Raw genomic sequence first — 18,777 nt, 5'->3', positions numbered from 1 at the left:
ATCCACAGGGTGTGGAATTCTGTGGCTGAGTCGTGAAGTGAGATTATTCCACAGTTTAATCCACAGCCTGTGGATAACTTGTTCAACATTGTGTGAAGAGGTTATCCACAAATTACCTGTGTGTAACCCACCAGCCCTGTGGATAACTTTGTGTGGGATTGGTGCTCCGAAGGATGTATGTGATGTGAAAAAGCCGTATCCCGGCACAGCGATCCAGATGCTGTGCCGGGATACGGCGTGTGAGGGCGGGTACGGTCAGCGCCAGCCCATGGTCATCAACAGACCCAGGATGAACAGTGAAAAGCCAATGAGATAGTTCCATGGGCCCAGCTCCAGCATGAGCGGAATCTGGGTACCGGCGAGGTAATTCACCACAAGCCACGCGAGTCCCGCCAACATGAGGCCGAACATGATGATCTTGTACCACAAGGGGGTGCCACTGGCGTTGATTTTCACCGGGACACGGTTCGAGCTACCACCAGAGATGGGGGTGGTGCTCTTGTTGATCTTTGACTTCGGCATGGTTACCTCTACAGATTGGCGTGATGTGTATTCGACGGACACCCCGGGTCGTGAGCACCGATCTACCGGGCCACGGATCCGGATACACGCCACCGGAAGATAGCCGGTGTCGACGGGGTGCCGAACATAGATGACAATCTACCAGCCCCGACACCGACACCACCGTTCCTCGGGGTGATACTGGGAGATCAGGGGCGCAGAACCTTCAACAGGTCGAACTGCTTGACCCTGATACTCACCAGCGCATCTTTCCCAGTCAATTCACCGGGCAGCGGGGTCTGACCCGCGATCTGCCCTGATTCGATCAGTGCGCCTGTCTGCACGGGTTGCTGGAGCAGTGATGTATCTGGGGAGGTCCAGCCAGCGGCCCGGAGGGCAGCGAGTGCCTGATTCACGTCCATGCCGGTGAGATCAGGAATACGGAACATCGAACCGTCGGAAACTTGGACGGTCACGGGTGTACCACGGGGGACTTCGGTACCGCTCCGGAGGACAGCGGTGACATGGCCGACGGGTAGGTCGGAGGGAACTGATTGCACGACCGGCACGAGTTTCATGTTCTCCAGTTGCTGGCGTACCGCTTCGACGGGTTGCCCACTGAGATCTGGAAGTGCCACGAGTTCCGGACCCGTCGAGACGGTGATCGTCACCTTCGACTTCTTGGGAACTTCCTCGTTCGCGCGTGGTTCCTGTTCCACGACCTTCCCTTCCGGGACCGTGTCCGAGGATACCTCCCGGACGACGGGTTCGAGAGCCAGCTCAGCTTTCACCAGTGCCCGTTCCGCTTCCTCGGTATTCAGATCGGTGAGATCGGGGACACGGGTTACTTCGGTTCCCGAGGAAATTAGAAGTGTCACGGTGGACCCGGGTTGTACGGTGGACCCGGAACCGGGGTTCGTAGCCAGTGCGATGTCCTTGGGTACGTCGGGTGAAGGTTGGCGGGTCACCGTGACCCGGAGATCAAGCTGCTCCAGACCGGTGCGTGCAGCGGCCATGGTTTTACCTGAAACATCGGGAACCGTAACGGTTCCGTCGGCGTTGATGCCGACAGCACTGCGGGAACCTCCACCAGGTCCGTTGTCGCCGATCAATGTATTGAGACCGAAGAAGGCTGCTCCGGCGACCACCACCAATCCCAGTGCGGCACCGACCCAGATACCGCGACTGCGTGAACGCCGGGGCTCGGTGTGTTGGGGTTCCTCGCTTCGGCGACGACGTCCCCCGTACTCCGGTACACGGGTGGACCCGGTGGGTGGTACCACTGGTGGGATGGCTGATCCGGGGTTGCCGGGATATGCCGTTGTGGCATCCGCTGCTCCGGTCCGGTCGGGTTTCTCCTGTTGGGCCGGGCGCATATGGCTCCGCGCGGCGTTGGATACGGCGTTGCGTCCCAGCCGGGTCAAGTCCGCGGCGAGTTCCGCTGCGGACTGGTATCTGTCGGCGGGGTGCTTCGCCATCGTCAGCAGCACCACTGCATCGACATTCAGTGCAGCCGTGGGAGTGAGGTCCGGGATGTAGGAGGAGGGCGGTTCCGGATCCTCGTGGACGTGGTTGAAGGCCACCGCGAAGGGGGAGTCTCCCTCGAACGGCGGGCGCCCGGTTACCGTCTCATAGAGGACACATCCCAGTGCGTAGACATCACTGCGGGCATCGGCAGATTTTCCTCGGGCCTGTTCGGGGGAGAGGTACTGGGCTGTTCCGATCACCGCGGAGGTCTGCGTCATCGCAGACGTCGCGTCATCGACTGCTCTGGCGATACCGAAGTCCATTACCTTCACGGAACCTGTGTTCGTGATCATGATGTTCGCCGGTTTGACATCCCGGTGCACGATACCGGCGTCGTGGGAGAACTGAAGTGCCTCGCAGACGGGAACCAGTGTCCGTGCGGCTTCTGCGGGGCTCATGGGTCCGTCGCTCTGCACGATTTCACGGAGGGTCCGGCCGTGGACACGCTCCATCACGATGTACGGAATTTTGATTCCGTTCAGTTCGGTTTCCCCGGTGTCGAGAACGGAGACGATTGACGGATGATTGAGCCGGCCTGCGTTCTGGGCTTCACGGCGAAACCTCTCACGGAAGTTGACGTCCCGTGCGAGCTCCGCGCGCATCATTTTGACGGCTACCTCACGCCCCAGGAGAGTGTCCTTCGCCGCGTACACGTCTGACATGCCGCCGGTCCCGATGACCTCACCGAGTTCATAGCGCTCTCCGAGCACATGCACACTCACTGGGTCTCCTCTCCGGAATTTTCCGTGTCGGTAATTGTTCTGGTCGGTGCCTCTATGGCGGACACACCACGCATGGGGGTGGTACGTTCGGTGGTCCGGTCGCCCACGTTAGCGGCTTCCGGGACGGAAGCGTCGGTGGCGGTGTCCGGTATCGGTGGCACCACTGGGGCCGGAGTGGTTTCCCGGGTGGTTTCCCGGGATGTTGGAGGAATCTCTGATGTGGTTTCACGTGGTTGCGGTGCCGGTGTGGGTTCTGGGGCGGGCGCCGGGGCGGGCACCGTGGTTGTCGTCACCTCGGTGACGACGGACGGTTCCGGAGACTGCGTGACTGCCGGGCGGGATGGCGTTGTCTGGCCGGTCACGCCCTCTATGGTGATGATTCCGGTGGAGACGAGAAGCCATACCACTGCGGCCAATGCGCCGATGAGCAGCACCAGGAGAAAGACGATGATACCGCCGCCGCCACCGCGGGCCGGTGTGGTTTGCTGCACCGGGATGCTCTGCCGCACCGGCTGGTTGTGGTGTACGACCGGTCGCACCGGCATGGGTGGAGGACCGGATTCCACCGCGGGTTGGATCGTCGTCGGGTTGGTGACCTGTCCGAGAATACGGGTGGATTCCGTTGGTGTGGGTGCGGGTGCCCTGCGGTCCATTGCGGCCGAACGGGGTTGTGGTGGGCGTCCACCCATCCGCACCGTGTGAACAGCCAGAGCCATCTCGTTGCCGTCGGCGAATCGTCGGCCGGGGTCCTTGCGTAGCGAGATTCCGATGAGTTCCCGGGTTTGGGCGGATACGGACGCCGATATCTGGGGTGGTGCCTGGTTAATGTGTGCGATGGCGACCGAGACCGAGGAGTCTCCGGAGAAGGGTCTTCTTCCCGAGAGCATCTCGTAGCCGACGACGCCGAGGGAATAGACGTCGGATGCACTGGTCACGGACTTTCCCTGCGCCTGTTCGGGAGAGACGTACTGTGCGGTACCGACGACCATCCCGGTTCGGGTAAGGGGCACTGCTGCTGCGGCTTTCGCGATACCGAAGTCGGTGATCTTAACCCGGCCTTCCTCGGTGATGAGGATGTTGCCGGGTTTGATGTCCCGGTGGACGAGCCGCATCTGGTGGATCACGGACAGCCCGTGGGCGGCCTGCTCCAGAACGTCCAGGGCCAGGGATTCGTCGAGGTGTCCCTTTCTGGCGATGAGATCTGCGAGGGATTCGCCGCGGACGTACTCCATGACGATGAAGCAGAAGGTGTGTCCGGCGGGATCGGGGACTTCACGGTAGTCGAAGGTGCGCACGACATTGGTGGAGTTGATCCGCTCTGCAGCGGCTGCTTCATTCCGGAAACGATCCAGGAACTCACGGTTGTCGGAGAATTCGGGACGCAGGATTTTCACGGCGACGTCGCGGTCGTTGCGGACATCGGTAGCCAGCCATACGGTCGACATGCCACCGTGACCGATGATCCACTGCAGCCTGTAATCGGTGCCGATCAGACGCTGGAGACGATCGGCACCCTGGTTGTCCCCGGAGGGTTGTCTGGGGTCACTGGTGTTGGACATGGGAGTCACAGTTTCCTTTCCTAGCGTCCCGACCGGAGCACGGCATCGATGACGGCCCTGCCGATCGGTGCGGCCACGGATCCACCGGTGGCCGCCTGTCCGCGATCTCCACCATTCTTGACCAGTACGGCGACGGCGACATCGGCGTTCTCGGAAGGACCGAAGGCGATGTACCAGGCGTGTGGATTGGAATTCCGGGAATCCTCGCCGTGTTCCGCTGTTCCCGTTTTCGAGGCGATGTCGGCGCCACTGTACCCCGCAGTGTTGCGTTCACTGGCGCGCATCATCTCCGTGAGTTGGTCGGCGACTTCGGGGCTGAGTGCGCGGTTCAGCTCCCGGGCGTCGGTACTGCGCAGTGTTCGGAGATCTGGGCCGAGAACCCTGGAGACGAGGTACGGGTTCATCCGTGTTCCGCGATTGGCAACGGTCGCGGCGACGACGGCATTCTCGAGCACCGTCATCGTCACGTCGCGTTGACCAATGGATGACTGCCCGACGGCCGCGGGATCCGGCAGGGAACCGACGGTGCCGGGAACCGTGGGCAGACCGAGATCGTAGGAGTCGGTGACACCGAACTTCTTGGCCTGCTCACGGAGTGCATCCGCGCCGACCTGTACACCGAGTTCGACGAATGCGGTGTTACAGGAGAGGGCGAATGCAGTGGCCAGTGACGCGGTCTCGCCGGAACCGCAGGCTTGTCCGCCGTAGTTCTCCAGGGTTGTTTCGGTCCCCGGTAGCGTGGTCTGCGGTGCGGCGGTGAACTGTGTTTCGGGTGTCACATCGCCGGAGAGCCCCGCGGCGGCGGTGATGACCTTGAAGGTCGAGCCGGGCGGAAGTGCGTCCTGGGTCGCATGATTGAGCAGCGGTGCGCCCGGATCGGCGGTCAGCTCGTTCCAGGCGGACACGGCGGTGGTGGAATCCGCGAGCGCCGTAGGGTTGAAACTCGGTGTGGACGCCATGGCGAGGATCTCGCCGGTACTCGGACGGATTGCGACGACCGCTCCCTCGTAACCCCGGTCCGCGAGACCTGAGTAGGCGGCCTGCTGTGCCTCGGGGTTCAGGGTGAGTTCCAGGCTCGCGCCGGACTGGGTCCGGCCGAGCAGAGTATCCATCCAGCGGGAGGCGAACAGTGACGCGTCGGTGCCGTTGAGGATGTCGTTGTACCCGAGTTCAAGGCCCGCTGCCCCGTAGATCTCGGATAGGTAGCCCTCAACCGGTCCGTAGACGACGGGGTCGGTGACGTATTCACGGTGGTAGTGCCCCTGCTCGTCCGCGATTGAACGTGCGAGGACGAGTCCCCCCGTAGAAATTTGGCCGCGGGGGATCGACTGCGTCTTGTAGTACTGACGTTTGTTCAGCGCGTTGTGTGCGTAGGCGTCCTCGCTGAACACCTGGACCCGGGTGAGGTTCGCGATGAGGATGATGATGAGGACCATCGTGAACACGGCGGTTGTGCGGATCGAACGGTTGATCATCTAACGCTGAACCTCCTGGCGGAGCCCAGGTACGGGCACTGCCGTGGTCGATGGTGTTGTTGCCCGAACCGTGGGGCGACGGGCGGTGTCCGAGATACGTAACAGGAGTGCCAGCAGAATGTAGTTGGCTATCAGCGAGGAGCCGCCGTGTGAGATGAACGGCGTTGTGAGTCCGGTCATCGGCATGAGAGCGGAGTTACCCGCAGTGACGACGAAGACCTGGATTGCCAGGGTGAGGGACAGTCCTGCGGCGACGAGCTTCCCGTAGGAGTCACGGACGAGCATTGCGGTACGCATACCTCGGATGATGAGGACGGCGAACAGCAGCAGAATCGCGGTGATACCCACGAGCCCGAGTTCCTCGGCGATCGCGGCGAGAATGAAGTCGGTGTGAGCGACCGGAACCTCATCGGGGTATCCCCGGCCGAGCCCGGTGCCGGTGATCCCGCCCCAACTCATTCCGAAGAGCGCCTGAGACAGTTGGTAGCCCGTGCCGTCATAGTTGGCCAGCGGGTCGAGGAAGTTGTTTACACGGGACTGGATCTTCGCTGAGATCATGTAGACCCCGTAGCCGCCGATCGCGACCAGCAGACCGCCGATCAACAGCCATGAGGTCCGCCCTGTCGCGAGGTACAGCATACCGAGGACTGTGCTGAACAGCAGTAGCGCAGGCCCGAAATCGTTTTCTCCCGCCATGATGACGAGCGCGATGGCCCATACGAAGAGGATCGGTCCGAGATCCCGCAGTCGGGGAAAATCGAGTCCGAGGATACGGGCACCGGCGACATTCAGACGGGCCCTCTTGTTCACCAGGAGTTGCGCGAAGAACAGAAGCAGAAGGATCTTCGAGAACTCACCGGGCTGCACGGAGAATGGCCCCAGAGAGATCCAGATCTTGGCATCACTTCCGGCAGACCCCGGCCACACCATGGGGAGTGCCAGGAGAACCAGTCCCAGGATTCCCAGTAGATAGGAATAGCGGGTGAACACGCGATGGCTACGGATGATCAGCAGCACCGCGAACATCATCGCAAGGGCGATCATCGTCCACTGGAGTTGACCGGGGGCGAGATACGCTTCCGCGATAGTGCCGTCCCGCTGCGTGATCAGTAAGGGATCGAGTCGGTGGATCATCAGAATCCCCAGACCGTTGAGAAGTGCCACCACCGGCAGCATGATGCAGTCCGCGTAGGGCAGCAGCCAACAGAGGATCAGGTGCACGATGAGGAACACCACGGAGAACTGGGCCACCGGGATGAGAGCGGTAGCGGGATCATCCCCCTCCGCGAGGGCCAGCGATGCCCGTGCGATGAGAATCACTAGGGCTGCGAGCAGGATCAACCAGCGCTCGGTGCGCCGCATCTTGAGTTTCTCGAGTATGCCCATCTAGGAATTCACCTTCCGGCAGTTGACCCCCGGTGTACTGAGATCCCCGGGGCTGTGCCGGGGTGCGGCCGTCGGGGTCGGGGATCCCGATTCCCCGGTGTCGGTTTCTGCGGCACTGTCATCCTCGGACCCGTCGGGATCCGCGGCAGTGGCCGCCTGATTCTCGGTCGCGCCGGAACCGGGTTCGGTGGAACCACCGGATTCCCGGGTCACGCAGAGTGGTAGGGCATCGTCGGCGAGGCGCTGCAGTTGCTGCAGGATCTCATCGTAGGAACCGGAGGGTAGGGAACTCACGGAGTCCCGTCGTGATTCCGGGAGATCATTCAGGCTGAACGCGGTGCATCTGTCGGCCACTGACGGACCGACGACGGTGACACTGTCATCGGCATCCAGGCAGACGATCTGATAGGTGTCGTGCAGGGGACGACCGAGAACGGAGAGATTGATCCCCCGTTCAATGACGATATTGCCTCCGTCATTCGAGTTGGGATCTTCCGGGGTGACGGCGACGTAGTACGTGGAGCTCACCTGGTTCCAGCCCCACCAACCACCACCGATTAACGCGACGATCAGGAGAAAAACGGGGATGATCCACCGGAGACTCCGAGAGCCACGGGTATCGGTGACGGGTTGTTGAGTTGACTGATCTGGCCCCGTGACCTGTGGCGTCGTCTGGCCGGAAGGAGAGATGTCTTGTGGTTGCCGTGCATTCATCAGCGCAGCTCGCCCGGCTGCAGTATCGGGTCGTGGGCTTTCCGGGTCGACGGTGTTCAAGGCACCTGCGACAACTGGGGTGACCGGTAGCGCAGCCCGGGCTTCCGCGGTGGCGAGCGTATCCACGTCGACGATGTCCGCGACGATCACCGTGACGTTGTCCGGGCCACCTGAGCGGAGCGCGAGATCAACCAGACGACGTGCCGCTTCCGTCGGTGTGCCGACCCGGAGAGCTTCCTCGATGGTGGAATGAGTGACCGGATCGGACAGACCATCGGAGCACAGCAGGAAACGATCCCCGGGATGGGTGTCGATCAGTTCGAGCCGGGGTTCAACGGGACGCCCGGTGTAGGCCTTCAGAATGAGGGAACGCTGTGGATGCGTGGAGATATCCTCCGGGTCGAGTTTTCCTTCCTCGACCAGAGACTGCACGAAGGTGTCGTCGGTGGTGATCTGTGTCAGTTTCCCCTCCCGCAAGCGGTATCCGCGGGAATCCCCGACATGGCACAGGGCCATTTGCCGATCGGCAAAGAGCAACGCGGTGAGCGTTGTGCCCATTCCCTCCGTCTGTGGATTCTGCCGTACCTCGGCAGCGATGGAGCGGTTGCCGTCATCTGCGAGAGATCCCAATATCGCGAGCACATCGTTGTCGCCGGGATCAGCGTCCAGGGGCCGGAGGTGGTTGATCATCAGCTGGGAGGCGATCTCACCCGCGGCGTGGCCACCCATACCATCCGCGAGCGCCAGCAGGTGTGGACCCGCGTAAGCGGAATCCTCGTTGTTGCCCCGTACGAGTCCACGATCGGATGCGGTGGCGTAGTTCAGTCTCCAGGTCACGGTACGAGCCTCACGGTGGTGGTTCCCAGGTCAATGTCGGTGTCGGTACCCACACGCTCTGGTTGTTCAATGGGGATACCTGCGACGAAGGTTCCATTCCGCGAGGCCAGATCCTCGATGAACCACTCGTCAGAGTGCCTGAACAGTCGGGCATGTTGGCGCGTCGTCGAATCATCACCGACAACGAACGTACAGTTCGGATCTCTGCCGATGAGAATCTCGTTGAGCCCCGCCAACTCGATCCAGGTTCCCTCGGACGGGCCTCCGACGGCCATCAGGCGCTGCGGGGTCGTGGAACGTGCGAGTGGCAGGCCGCCACCCGTCGAACGTTTGCCGCGTCCGACTGTTCCCCCCGTGGTGGAATGAACGTCGCTACGCAGTGCGCGCAGCGCCATGAACACGAAAAACCACAGGAGTACGAGCAAGCCCATCCGCAGGGCGAGCAGAACTACCGATTCCATATCTTCTTCTCCTGGCGGGTGATGCAGCAGTGGATGGGGGAAATCTGGGCCGTGGGGTGTTGGAACGTGGTCAGCCGCCGGTGATCCGAACTTCAATATAGGAGTGTCCCACTTTAATCACGTCACCGTCGGCAAGGAGCCAGTTCTCTATGGTCATGTCGTTGACAGTGGTCCCGTTGGTGGAGTGAAGATCAACCAGCACGGCATCCCGGCCATCCCACATCACTTCCGCGTGTCGGCGTGAGACTCCCATGTCAGGTAACCGGAAATCGACGTCGGTACCACGACCTATGATGTTCGACCCCTCCTGGACCAGGTAGGTCCGCGAGGAACCGTCCTGCAGCAGCAGGGACACCAGAGGGGCATGCTGCACCGGACCTCCTCCAGTGGGAAGATATTCAGTGGTGCCCGCACTATCCACGACCCGCCGACGCGCCACCGTTGGTGAAGGAGTCGGAGAAACCGGAGGGACGGGTTCTGGGCCGTAACCGGAAGCGGCTGGGCGGGGTGTGACCGGAGTGCCGAGCCCGGGGGATTCCGGGTTCCCGGAGAGCCCCTGTACCTGTTCCCTGACCACGGGAAGCTGATCCCCATCGGTGCCGGTGTCCGAATCTCCGTCGATAAAGGCCGTGGCCTCACTGGGATGTGGGTCGATGCTACTTCGGCTACCGAGCTGACCGGTACGCAGGTTCGTATCTTTTCTCACCTGGACGATGACCGGACCGAGTGTGACGAACCCCTGATTCCGACACCATCTGCTCATCCGGGAAGCAGCATCCCTGGGCAGACCCGGATGCGTGGAACGAAGATTGTCGAAGTCCTTCCCACTAACGGAAACTAGATAGACGTTCGGAGCTTCTATCCAGTCTCCGTCACCCCTGGAGAGGTTGTCCTCCGCCTGTTGGATGATCAGGTCATCTATTTCTCCGGGAACGACTTTTCCGCCGAACACGAAGGCGAAGCCGTTGTCCAGACCACGTTGGAGTGAACTGTCCAACTTGGCGATACGGTCCATCACCGACATCGTTTCTCACCTTCCTTCACGTATCGGCCATCCCGGTACCAACATCAACTGGCAATCGGGATGGCGGAGGCTGTGCAACGGGTCCACCATGAACGAAATGGGTGGTGTCTCCGCGGCAGCTCGTTGCCCCACCGGGAGTGTCGAGTGCCGTGGACGGACCAGTCTGCACAATACTTTGGCCCAGTATAGGTGTCTCATGGTCCGGTACAGTAGAACGACCGTTGGTGAAGAAGGGGATGAGGTCCGGGGGGTGGTTCGGAAACCTTATTCTGAACAGGTAATTTGTCCTTGATGAATGTTCGCGTGCTATATTTCTAGGAGTCGCGCAGCGGCCATCACTCGGGCGAGTGGCGGAATGGCAGACGCGCTGGCTTCAGGTGCCAGTGTCCTTAGGGACGTGGGGGTTCAAGTCCCCCTTCGCCCACAAATGAGAGAACCCCGACCTCTGGTCGGGGTTCTCTCATGTTTTCGATAGCCAGGATAAAGCGCGAAGACGTGGACGGGATCTCGCCCACCGTCCGTCCGGCAGCGGTGGCACTACCTGCCCTTGAACCTGACGTGTCGAATAGTCACCCCGGTGGCCATCCAAACTCACCGGCGTGGCTACTCGGGCACGCGGCCCGCATTGTGTCCGATGATCAGGAGGGGCTCACCGGTTATCTCATCGCCGCGTGCTCCGCTGCGGCGCGGTACGCCGGGAGCCTGCGGAACGGGCAGTGGGCGGAGATCGTCGACGATTCCTACGACCCACCCGTCACGCGGGCCACCCGTCTCGTCAGCATCCTCGATGACGCCGCCCAGCACGTCGGCCAGGTGGCTTACGTCGCCGGCATGTCATCCTGAATCAGGGGGAACACGACGTCGGTGACCCAGTTGTCGGGGTTCGGGTCCTGTGCGGGTGACACCCGGTAGAGGTTGATCATCGGCCCTGCCTCCAGACCGTGCTCGACGAGGTAGGCGCCGATCTGTGCGGTGACTGTGCTCATCCGCTCATAGGATCCGTGGAGCGTCGCGGTGACGATGTCCCGCTCCGGCAGCGCCCGGTGAACCAACGGGGGCTCCGGCTGGCACGGCTCGGTGACCTGAACGAAGATCTCCACGTCCGTCTCCGATTCCCGGAACTCGGCATCGTGGTACACCGCCCCCGCGATACCGCCCAGAGCACAGGGCGTGGCCTGCTCGATGGTCAGTGTCCGGAGACGTTCCCACAGGCCGTGCTCGTCGTTGTAGGTGGGGAGCACCTCACGCAGACTGACGACATCCGTAGCGGGGAACACGGTCCGGGTCACCGCCACGGGCGTGACCGTTTCCCGGAGATTCAGATCGGCGAGTGCCCGCAACTGCTCCTGAGCCGTCGCCATGTCCTGCATGATCGCGGTTCGACGTTCCTCGGTGAGTGTCGACAGCACAACTGAGTCTCCTCTGGATTCCAGGATTGTTCTGATATCACGGACCGGGAATCCGGCGTCGCGCAGCCGGGTGACGAGGAGTGCCTGGGGGATCTGGTCCGAGGAGTAGAAGCGGTATCCCGTCGCGGGATCAGTCATCGCCGGGGTGAGGACACCGTGCATGCCGTAGTGCCGGAGCATTCGCACACTGATGCCGGTGAGCTGGGAGAAAACACCTATTCTGAGGCCGTGGTAGTGGTTCATGGTTTCCAGTCAACAGTCTGACACAGTGGCAGGGTCAAGCTCCCCGGCATGTGAAAACCCCGCACACTGACCTGCAGTGGCGGGGGTTTCGAGACACCGCTGGGATCAGCCGACGGCGCTGAGAATTCGACCGTGATTATTCTGAATGACGCGGACCCAGGGTGCCCAGGTGTGGATCCCGTCGCCCTGCTGGTGCTCCACGTTGAGACCCTGTGCGCGGGCCTTCGTGACGAAGCTGATACTGGAGAGGTTGATGAAGAACTCACCCAGGATCGACAGCGGGATGTTCGCTGGCGGCGGGAACCCGTCCGCAGGGTGCTTGAGTCCGTTGCCGGAGTAGACGATGGTGTCGACGTTCCGCAGCCCCTGGATGTTCGCCACCGGGTCGAGCTTGTTCATGTTGGAGCTGAACGCCGGTGAGGAACCGAAAAGCTCCCACACCTGGCCACCACCGAACGAGGAACCCGCGGAACCGACCGCCGCGATCATCGGAATGTGCGTCGCCGCAGCGGGATCGATGAAACCGGACAGTGCGATAGCCTGCTTGAACTGGTCAGAGTGCCGGGACGCGAGCGTCAACGTCGGCAGCGCCCCCATCGAGATTCCCGCGATGGAGTTCCGGTTCGGACTCACCCCGAAATGGTGCTGCAACCAGCCGGGAAGTTCAGCGGTGAGGAACGTCTCCCACTGCGCCCACTGCAGTGGCGGCACCTGGCCGATCTCCGAACTGTAGCCGGAGGACAACGGCTGACCCGCCTGCGCCCAGTCCGCGTAGAACTGGCCTCGGCCCCCGACGGGCATCACGATGGTGACATTGTCCCCCAGGAACTGGTTCATCACGTCGGTGCGGGCCCAGTCATTGCTGTCCCGGGGGGCCTCCAAGCCGTCAAGCAGGTAGAGGCCACCGTTACCGCCATACGCTGCGGGCTGAACCAGGACAGCCATGTCCCGACCGTTGGCGGGTGAGGGAACCCAGCACTTCTGGATCCAGTGCCCGTGCCCATCCCACTCGCATCCGGGCCGCAGCCAGTCGCGGTTACCCGCGGCGTGCGCCGGGGGAGCGGTCAGGGTGAGGATGACCGCCAGCGCGGTGAGAACCGCCGCAACCACCGAAGAAAGACGAAGAAGTCCGGTGGTATTACCAGCGGAACGGGTGTGAAGTGCACTCATGGGAATAAACCTAGGCGATCAGCGACCGTGACGCACCTTAAAGCACTCCGGAAGCCCCCTTGGTTTCCTCGTACCGTGCCAGTGCGTCGCGTCGCTCCTCCGCATGATCGACGATCGGTGCCGGATATTCAGGGGGCAGATTCCGTATCGCGTGGATGTCACCGGCCGGAACACCCCGCAACTCCGGTACCCAGCGGGTGATGTAGCAGGCATCCGGATCGAACTTCCTACCCTGCGTCATCGGATTGAACACCCGGAAGTAGGGGGATGCGTCCGTACCCGTCCCCGCACACCACTGCCACGAATGCTGGTTGCTAGCCACATCAAAATCCACCAGGTGCCGGCGAAAGTGCTCCGCACCTGACTGCCACGGCAAGTGGAGGTCCTTCGTCAGGAAACTGGCCACCAGCATCCGCACCCGGTTGTGCATCCAGCCCGTCGCCGCAAGCTGACGCATCCCGGCATCCACGATTGGGAAGCCTGTGAGTCCCCGGGCCCACAGGTCGAACTCCGTGCCCGCCTCGTTCCACCGGAAACCCGCGAACCGTGGATTGACGTCACTGTGCGCCGTTTCGGGCCGGTGGTAGAGAAAATCAGCGTAGAACTCACGGAATGCCAGCTCCCGCGCGAACGCCTCCTTATCCACCTCCGGCGCATCTGCCCTGGCCAGCGTCGCCAGCAGACTCCGCGGATGCAGGGCACCCACGGCCAGCCACCCCGAGATCCGGGACGTGCCGTCGATCGCCGGGATGTCCCGGTTCTCCGCGTAACCGCCCAACCGATCCCGCAGGAACTCACACCAGTCCCGCCACGCCCGTGTCACCGGCAGCCCACGGTCACCGGGGAGAGCGCCCACCGGATCATCGGCGCCGTAATCACACCACGCCCGGTAGAACGGCGTGAACACCTTGTAGTGCCCGCCCTGCCCCGTGCGCAGAATCCCCGGATCGACGGCGTACGCCGACCCGGCGGCCTCCATCACACCGGGACCCAGGGCGTCCGAGACCACCCGGTCACGGGCCAGACCCGACGGCGTGAAATCGGCGCTAACCCACACCTTCGCCGGGTTCAACCCCGGAATGATCTCGCGCGGATCGCCGTCGAACACCTCCACCATGCGGTGCGCACGGACCTCATCCAACGCGGCGTTGACAAGCGCCTGCTGAAATCCGTTCGCCGCAGGCTCCCGCACCACGACGACCCGCGCACCGGGGCCACCGGCCGCCAGCGCCGGATGATCGTGCAGGCGCAGATCCCGGCGCAGCCAGACAACCTGGTCAGCGCAGAACACGCTTGCCCCAGCGCAGAGCCGTCGACATCACGTCCGCGAACAACTCCCGGTCGACACCGGGCGGACCCGACACCGGCACCAGGTGCTGCGTCGCGACGGTGCGGGTCTCCGTGTACTTCGTCAACCCCACCGCCCCGTGCCGTCGACCCAGCCCCGAAGCCCGCCAGCCACCCATCGGGGCGGACACCGACCCCCACGCCGCGGCGAAACCCTCATTCACGTTCACGGTGCCCGCATGCAGCCGCGAGGCGATCCGGCGGCCCGTTGACGGCTTCGCCCACACACTCGCATTCAGCCCGTAGATGGTCTCGTTGGCCCGCTCCACCGCCTCGTCGACACTAGTGACCGTCTCCAGGAACACCACCGGGCCGAACACCTCCCCGTCATACAACTCCGCGTCCGGCGGCACATCCGTCAACACCGTCGGCGCGTAGAACGTCGGCCCCAGCTCCGGCAACGGATGGCCGCCGGCGAGCACCCGCGCGCCCTTCGACACCGCATCATCGACCACTGACCGCACCCGCTCCAGGTGCTCCTCGGAGATCAGGCAACCCATGTCGACGTCCCAGCCGGGACCCGCCCCGACCGACATCGCCGACACCTCCGCCAGGAATCGGGCCGTGAAGTCACCGGCGACTTCCTCATGCACGTAGATCCGCTCCACGGAGATGCACAACTGGCCCGTGTTCGCGAAGCACGCCTGACGTGCGCCACGCGCCGCGCGCGCTAGATCCGCGTCCGGGGCGACGATCAACGGATTCTTGCCGCCCAACTCCGCCGAATAACCGATCAACCGCTCACCGGCCTTCGCACCCAGGATCCGGCCCGTCGCCGTGGAACCCGTGAACATCAGGTAGTCACACTCGTCGGCGATCGCCCCGCCGACCTCCTCCCCAGGCCCGGGGAGGACCTGGAACAGCTCCGTCGGCAGACCCGCAGCAGACAACAACTCTGAGGCCTTCAATGCCGTCAACGGCGTCGCCGAATCCGGCTTCACCACCACCGCGTTACCCGCCAAGAGAGCAGGAACCGCGTCCGACACAGCCATCGACAACGGATAATTCCACGGGGAGATCACCCCCACCACACCGACCGGCTCCCGCTCCACGACGGTCCGGGTCAGCACCGGCAACGCCCCCTTCACCCGCTGCGGCGCCAAGAGACCGGCCGCCGCGAACGCATAGTGCCGCGCGGTCACCGCCACGTCGAGTACCTCATCGAACGCACTGGCCCGGTTCTTGCCCGTTTCCGCCTGTATCAGATCCAACAACTCGTCCCGGTGCGACAGCACCAGATCATGGAACCGCAACATGATCGCCTTCCGGTCCGACACCGGCGTCGCGGCCCAGACCGGCTGAGCCCGCCTCGCAACGGCGAACGCCGAACGGACATCCGCTCGCGTGTGGCCCATCACCCGACCTACCATCCGACCATCCACCGGACAAGTAATCGTGATGGCAGCGGCAGTCGTGGAAGAATCAGTCATACACTCCAACCTATGGGAAACATCTTCATCTCGGGCGGCGCCCAGGGAATCGGGGCAGCCGTCGCCAGCCGCTTCCTCCGCGAGGGCTGGACCGTCGGCGTCTACGACATCTCCATCGACGGCCCCGACATCAGTAAAGAACAGGGCGGCACCATGATCAGCGGCCACCTCGACGTCACCGATCCGGACAGTTGGGACACCGCACTAGCCGAATTCACCGCCCACACCGGCGGGCAACTCGACGTCCTCGACAACAACGCCGGCATCATCGCCGACGGACACCTCGCCGAGATGAACCCCGGGCACATCGCCGCACAGATCAACGTCAACTGCCTCGGCGTCACACTCGGCGCACATGCCGCCCACCCCTACCTCGCGGCGACGCCCGGCTCCCACCTCGTCAACATGGCCTCCGCGTCCGCGATCTACGGCCAGCCCGACATCAGCGTCTACTCCGCCACCAAGTTTTATGTCGCCGGTCTCACCGAGGCATTGAACCTCGAATGGCACGCCGACGGAATCCGCGTCGTCGACCTGTGGCCCCTCTGGGCGAAAACCAGCCTCGCCACCGTCAACGCCGGATCCGTCCGCCGCCTCGGCGTCAACATCACACCCGAAGCCATCGCCGACGTCCTCTGGGACGCCGTACATCCCACCAGCCGCCTCAGTCGCGCAAAAGTCCACTACAACGTGTCCACCGCCGACCGCATCATGCACACCGCCCGCGAACTCACCCCACACTGGATGGGCAAGATCATCACCAGGCTGGTCGCCGGTTGACCCCCTTCACCCCGGACATCGCCCGCATCCACGACTCCGCACTCCGCTCCATCTCCCGCGTCATCAGGGAAACCGCACAACCAACCCCACCCGACGACGCACTGTCCGCCACCGCCGACGCACTGCGTCGCGGTGGTGTCCTCGTGCTCACCGGCGCCGGGGTGTCCACCGACTCCGGCATCCCCGACTACCGCGGCCCCGCCGGGTCCCTCACCCGCGGCCGACCCATGACCTACCAGGAGTTCCGCCACGACCCCGAAGCACTCCACCGCTACTGGGCCCGCAGCTTCATTGGCTGGCGCCACATGGCCGGTGCGAGACCCAACCGCACCCACCACACCCTCGTCGAACTCGAACGCGCCGGGCTCATCACGGGAATCATCACCCAGAACGTCGACGGCCTCCACACCGCCGCCGGATCCCGCACCGTCATCGGACTACACGGCGATCTCTCTGTCGTCACCTGCCTCCACTGCGGCAACCGCGAACCCCGCCACGACCTCGACCGCCGCCTCGACGCGGCGAACCCCGGCTACCTCGAACGTGCCCTGGCCACAGGCACAGGAAACGTGCGACCCGACGGCGACATCGACCTCACCCCCGACGTCGTCACGCACTTCCGGCTTGTCGGCTGCACCACCTGCGGCTCCACACTCCTCAAACCCGACGTCGTCTACTTCGGCGAACCCGTCCCCACCAGTCGGCGGGACGCCGTCGGCAGGCTCCTCCGCGACTCGCGCATCCTCATCGTCATGGGCAGCTCACTCGCCGTCATGAGTGGATACCGCATCGCACTCGACGCCTGCCGCGCCGGGCTTCCCCTCATCGTCATCAACGGTGGCCCGGGGCGCGCCGACAGCCGCGCCGACGTACTGTGGCGCACCAGCGTCGCCGACGCCTCCGACCGAATCCTCGACGCCCTGGAACTGTGATGTGAATCCTGTCCCTATGCATCTTCATCGCGGCCCTGGCCTGGGCGCTTCTTCCCGGGAACACAGCCACCACGTGGCCTCTCATCGCCCACTTCACCGCATTTCCGGTCGTGGTCGGTGCGGGGCTGGGGCTCATCGGTGTCGCCGGTGTGCTACTGCGGCGTTTCCGGCCTCTGCTCGCCGCCGGTGTAGTTCTCGTCATCGCCGGTGCGGGCAGCTTCCTGCCCGTCCAACAGCCCGCCGTTAGTGACGCGGACGACGGCGGGCTCATTGTCCTCGAGTGGAACACCGGAGACTCCGTCACCCCGGAGGCCCTCGCCACCCTCATTCGAGACGTCGACCCCGACATCGCCGTCCTCCCCGAGTACTCCGGTGCGGCTCCCGCCGGGTACCGGTCCTTCGTTAGCAGCGAGATGCCCGTCACCGTCCTGGTCGCGGAAGAACTCGGGGACTACCGAGCCGTTGAGGTCCCCGGATCATCCGAGGTCACGTTTGGTACCGTGCACGTCTCCACCGGGCGCCCCGGGGAGCGGACACCGGACGTCATCGGCCTCCACACCGCACCACCACTACCCGGACTCATGGGCCGGTGGCACGATGACCTGGAAACCATCGTGTCCCTCGCCGAGACGCACCCCGATGCGCTGATCATCGGGGACCTCAATGCCGTGCCTCGTCATGGCGTGTTAGCACGTACCGACACGCACGCCGACGCGGCGGCCGCCGCTCCGCTTCTCGGTCGTGGAACCTGGCCCACCGCCCTCCCCGGCTGGGCGAGATCGCCGATCGACCACATCCTCATCCCCCACGGATGGAGCGTCGTCGACGGAGGTGTGCGTGTCCTCGACACCGGGGGATCCGACCACGCCCCGGTCGTCGCGCACATTCGCCGGGGATAGAACCGGAGAAGCAGGGGGCTGGGTGCCGCGCCCTGTCCCCGGATGTGTGCCTCTCGTGCTCGTTGACTGGGTAGCCCCCGGACAAATGGTGGCCGAGGTGTGGTCGACAATGTTGCTACTGCGTGCGAACACCTCCGTTCCAGAGTGCTGACATGGAGAAACAGTCGTGACTATTGCGTGCTGACACGTAGTAACGAGGCGCCTGCCCTGCAGGGACAAACCGGGATCATTCCGGGCGGCACTCTTCCCGATCTGGTCGCCCAGCGCGCTACCACGTGCGAACATCGCCCCGCGCGGCCCTTCACCTGCGAGAACCGCATTCGTCACTGCGTGTTAACACGCATTAACGATGCTGTCCCCG

Annotated in this window: 16 protein-coding genes and 1 tRNA gene; 5 read left to right on the top strand and 12 right to left on the bottom strand. The window is 63.6% G+C overall.

Going from position 1 to position 18,777, the window contains the following annotated elements; translation table 11 throughout:
• Positions 1 to 255: 255 nt before the first annotated feature.
• From crgA to QWU44_RS06225, 8 genes are all read right to left on the bottom strand, one after another.
• Positions 256 to 522: a cell division protein CrgA gene (crgA, locus tag QWU44_RS06260; RefSeq protein WP_370914812.1), complete on the bottom strand. Its 267-nt coding sequence runs from the start codon at positions 520 to 522 to the stop codon at positions 256 to 258.
• A 188-nt stretch (positions 523 to 710) separates the two neighbouring features.
• Positions 711 to 2,744, bottom strand: a complete 2,034-nt coding sequence (gene pknB / locus QWU44_RS06255; RefSeq protein ID WP_370914922.1) for a Stk1 family PASTA domain-containing Ser/Thr kinase — start codon at positions 2,742 to 2,744, stop codon at positions 711 to 713.
• A gap of 2 nt (positions 2,745 to 2,746) precedes the next feature.
• Positions 2,747 to 4,309, bottom strand: coding sequence for a protein kinase (locus tag QWU44_RS06250; RefSeq protein ID WP_370914811.1), 1,563 nt, complete (start codon positions 4,307 to 4,309; stop codon positions 2,747 to 2,749).
• Between the two features lie 20 nt (positions 4,310 to 4,329).
• Positions 4,330 to 5,781: a peptidoglycan D,D-transpeptidase FtsI family protein gene (locus QWU44_RS06245; protein WP_370914921.1), complete on the bottom strand. Its 1,452-nt coding sequence runs from the start codon at positions 5,779 to 5,781 to the stop codon at positions 4,330 to 4,332.
• Positions 5,782 to 5,784: 3 nt separating this feature from the next.
• Positions 5,785 to 7,170 (bottom strand): FtsW/RodA/SpoVE family cell cycle protein, encoded by a 1,386-nt coding sequence (locus tag QWU44_RS06240; protein WP_370914810.1) that lies wholly within the window; start codon positions 7,168 to 7,170, stop codon positions 5,785 to 5,787.
• Positions 7,171 to 8,721: a PP2C family serine/threonine-protein phosphatase gene (locus QWU44_RS06235; RefSeq protein WP_370914809.1), complete on the bottom strand. Its 1,551-nt coding sequence runs from the start codon at positions 8,719 to 8,721 to the stop codon at positions 7,171 to 7,173.
• Complete coding sequence (locus QWU44_RS06230) at positions 8,718 to 9,182, bottom strand: FHA domain-containing protein (protein WP_370914808.1); 465 nt, start codon at positions 9,180 to 9,182, stop codon at positions 8,718 to 8,720. Before QWU44_RS06230 ends, QWU44_RS06235 begins: the two co-directional genes overlap by 4 nt.
• Before the next feature lie 70 nt (positions 9,183 to 9,252).
• The gene (locus QWU44_RS06225; protein ID WP_370914807.1) at positions 9,253 to 10,206 is read right to left on the bottom strand and encodes a DUF3662 and FHA domain-containing protein; all 954 of its coding nucleotides are present in this window, start codon (positions 10,204 to 10,206) and stop codon (positions 9,253 to 9,255) included.
• Positions 10,207 to 10,547: 341 nt separating this feature from the next.
• On the opposite strand from QWU44_RS06225, the gene QWU44_RS06220 reads away from it, so the two are divergent.
• Positions 10,548 to 10,630, top strand: a tRNA-Leu gene (locus QWU44_RS06220).
• A gap of 71 nt (positions 10,631 to 10,701) precedes the next feature.
• Positions 10,702 to 11,049, top strand: a complete 348-nt coding sequence (locus QWU44_RS06215; protein ID WP_370914806.1) for a hypothetical protein — start codon at positions 10,702 to 10,704, stop codon at positions 11,047 to 11,049.
• On the opposite strand, the gene QWU44_RS06210 is transcribed toward QWU44_RS06215, so the two are convergent.
• The 4 genes from QWU44_RS06210 to QWU44_RS06195 form a co-directional block, all read right to left on the bottom strand.
• Entirely contained in the window at positions 11,025 to 11,858 is an 834-nt protein-coding gene (locus QWU44_RS06210) for a MerR family transcriptional regulator (RefSeq protein ID WP_370914805.1), read from the bottom strand. The two genes, QWU44_RS06215 and QWU44_RS06210, sit on opposite strands and share 25 nt — an antisense overlap.
• A gap of 105 nt (positions 11,859 to 11,963) precedes the next feature.
• The gene (locus tag QWU44_RS06205; protein ID WP_370914804.1) at positions 11,964 to 13,028 is read right to left on the bottom strand and encodes an alpha/beta hydrolase; all 1,065 of its coding nucleotides are present in this window, start codon (positions 13,026 to 13,028) and stop codon (positions 11,964 to 11,966) included.
• A gap of 37 nt (positions 13,029 to 13,065) precedes the next feature.
• The gene (locus QWU44_RS06200) at positions 13,066 to 14,319 is read right to left on the bottom strand and encodes a deoxyribodipyrimidine photo-lyase (RefSeq protein WP_370914803.1); all 1,254 of its coding nucleotides are present in this window, start codon (positions 14,317 to 14,319) and stop codon (positions 13,066 to 13,068) included.
• Positions 14,306 to 15,805 carry a succinic semialdehyde dehydrogenase gene (locus tag QWU44_RS06195; protein WP_370914802.1) on the bottom strand — a complete coding sequence of 500 codons (1,500 nt, stop codon included), beginning with the start codon at positions 15,803 to 15,805 and terminating at the stop codon, positions 14,306 to 14,308. Before QWU44_RS06195 ends, QWU44_RS06200 begins: the two co-directional genes overlap by 14 nt.
• 12 nt (positions 15,806 to 15,817) lie before the next feature.
• On the opposite strand from QWU44_RS06195, the gene QWU44_RS06190 reads away from it, so the two are divergent.
• The 3 genes from QWU44_RS06190 to QWU44_RS06180 all read left to right on the top strand — a co-directional run bounded on the left by QWU44_RS06190 (position 15,818) and on the right by QWU44_RS06180 (position 18,416).
• The gene (locus tag QWU44_RS06190; protein WP_370914801.1) at positions 15,818 to 16,585 is read left to right on the top strand and encodes an SDR family oxidoreductase; all 768 of its coding nucleotides are present in this window, start codon (positions 15,818 to 15,820) and stop codon (positions 16,583 to 16,585) included.
• Complete coding sequence (locus QWU44_RS06185) at positions 16,582 to 17,517, top strand: Sir2 family NAD-dependent protein deacetylase (RefSeq protein ID WP_370914800.1); 936 nt, start codon at positions 16,582 to 16,584, stop codon at positions 17,515 to 17,517. Before QWU44_RS06190 ends, QWU44_RS06185 begins: the two co-directional genes overlap by 4 nt.
• A 110-nt stretch (positions 17,518 to 17,627) precedes the next feature.
• Entirely contained in the window at positions 17,628 to 18,416 is a 789-nt protein-coding gene (locus QWU44_RS06180) for an endonuclease/exonuclease/phosphatase family protein (protein ID WP_370914799.1), read from the top strand.
• Positions 18,417 to 18,777 lie beyond the last annotated feature (361 nt).

Origin of the sequence: Corynebacterium sp. CCM 9203 (assembly GCF_041357675.1) — a bacterium.
Taxonomy (GTDB): Bacteria; Actinomycetota; Actinomycetes; order Mycobacteriales; family Mycobacteriaceae; genus Corynebacterium.
The sequence above is the reverse complement of the archived record's forward strand: the minus strand, read 5'-3'. Positions and strand labels throughout refer to the sequence as shown.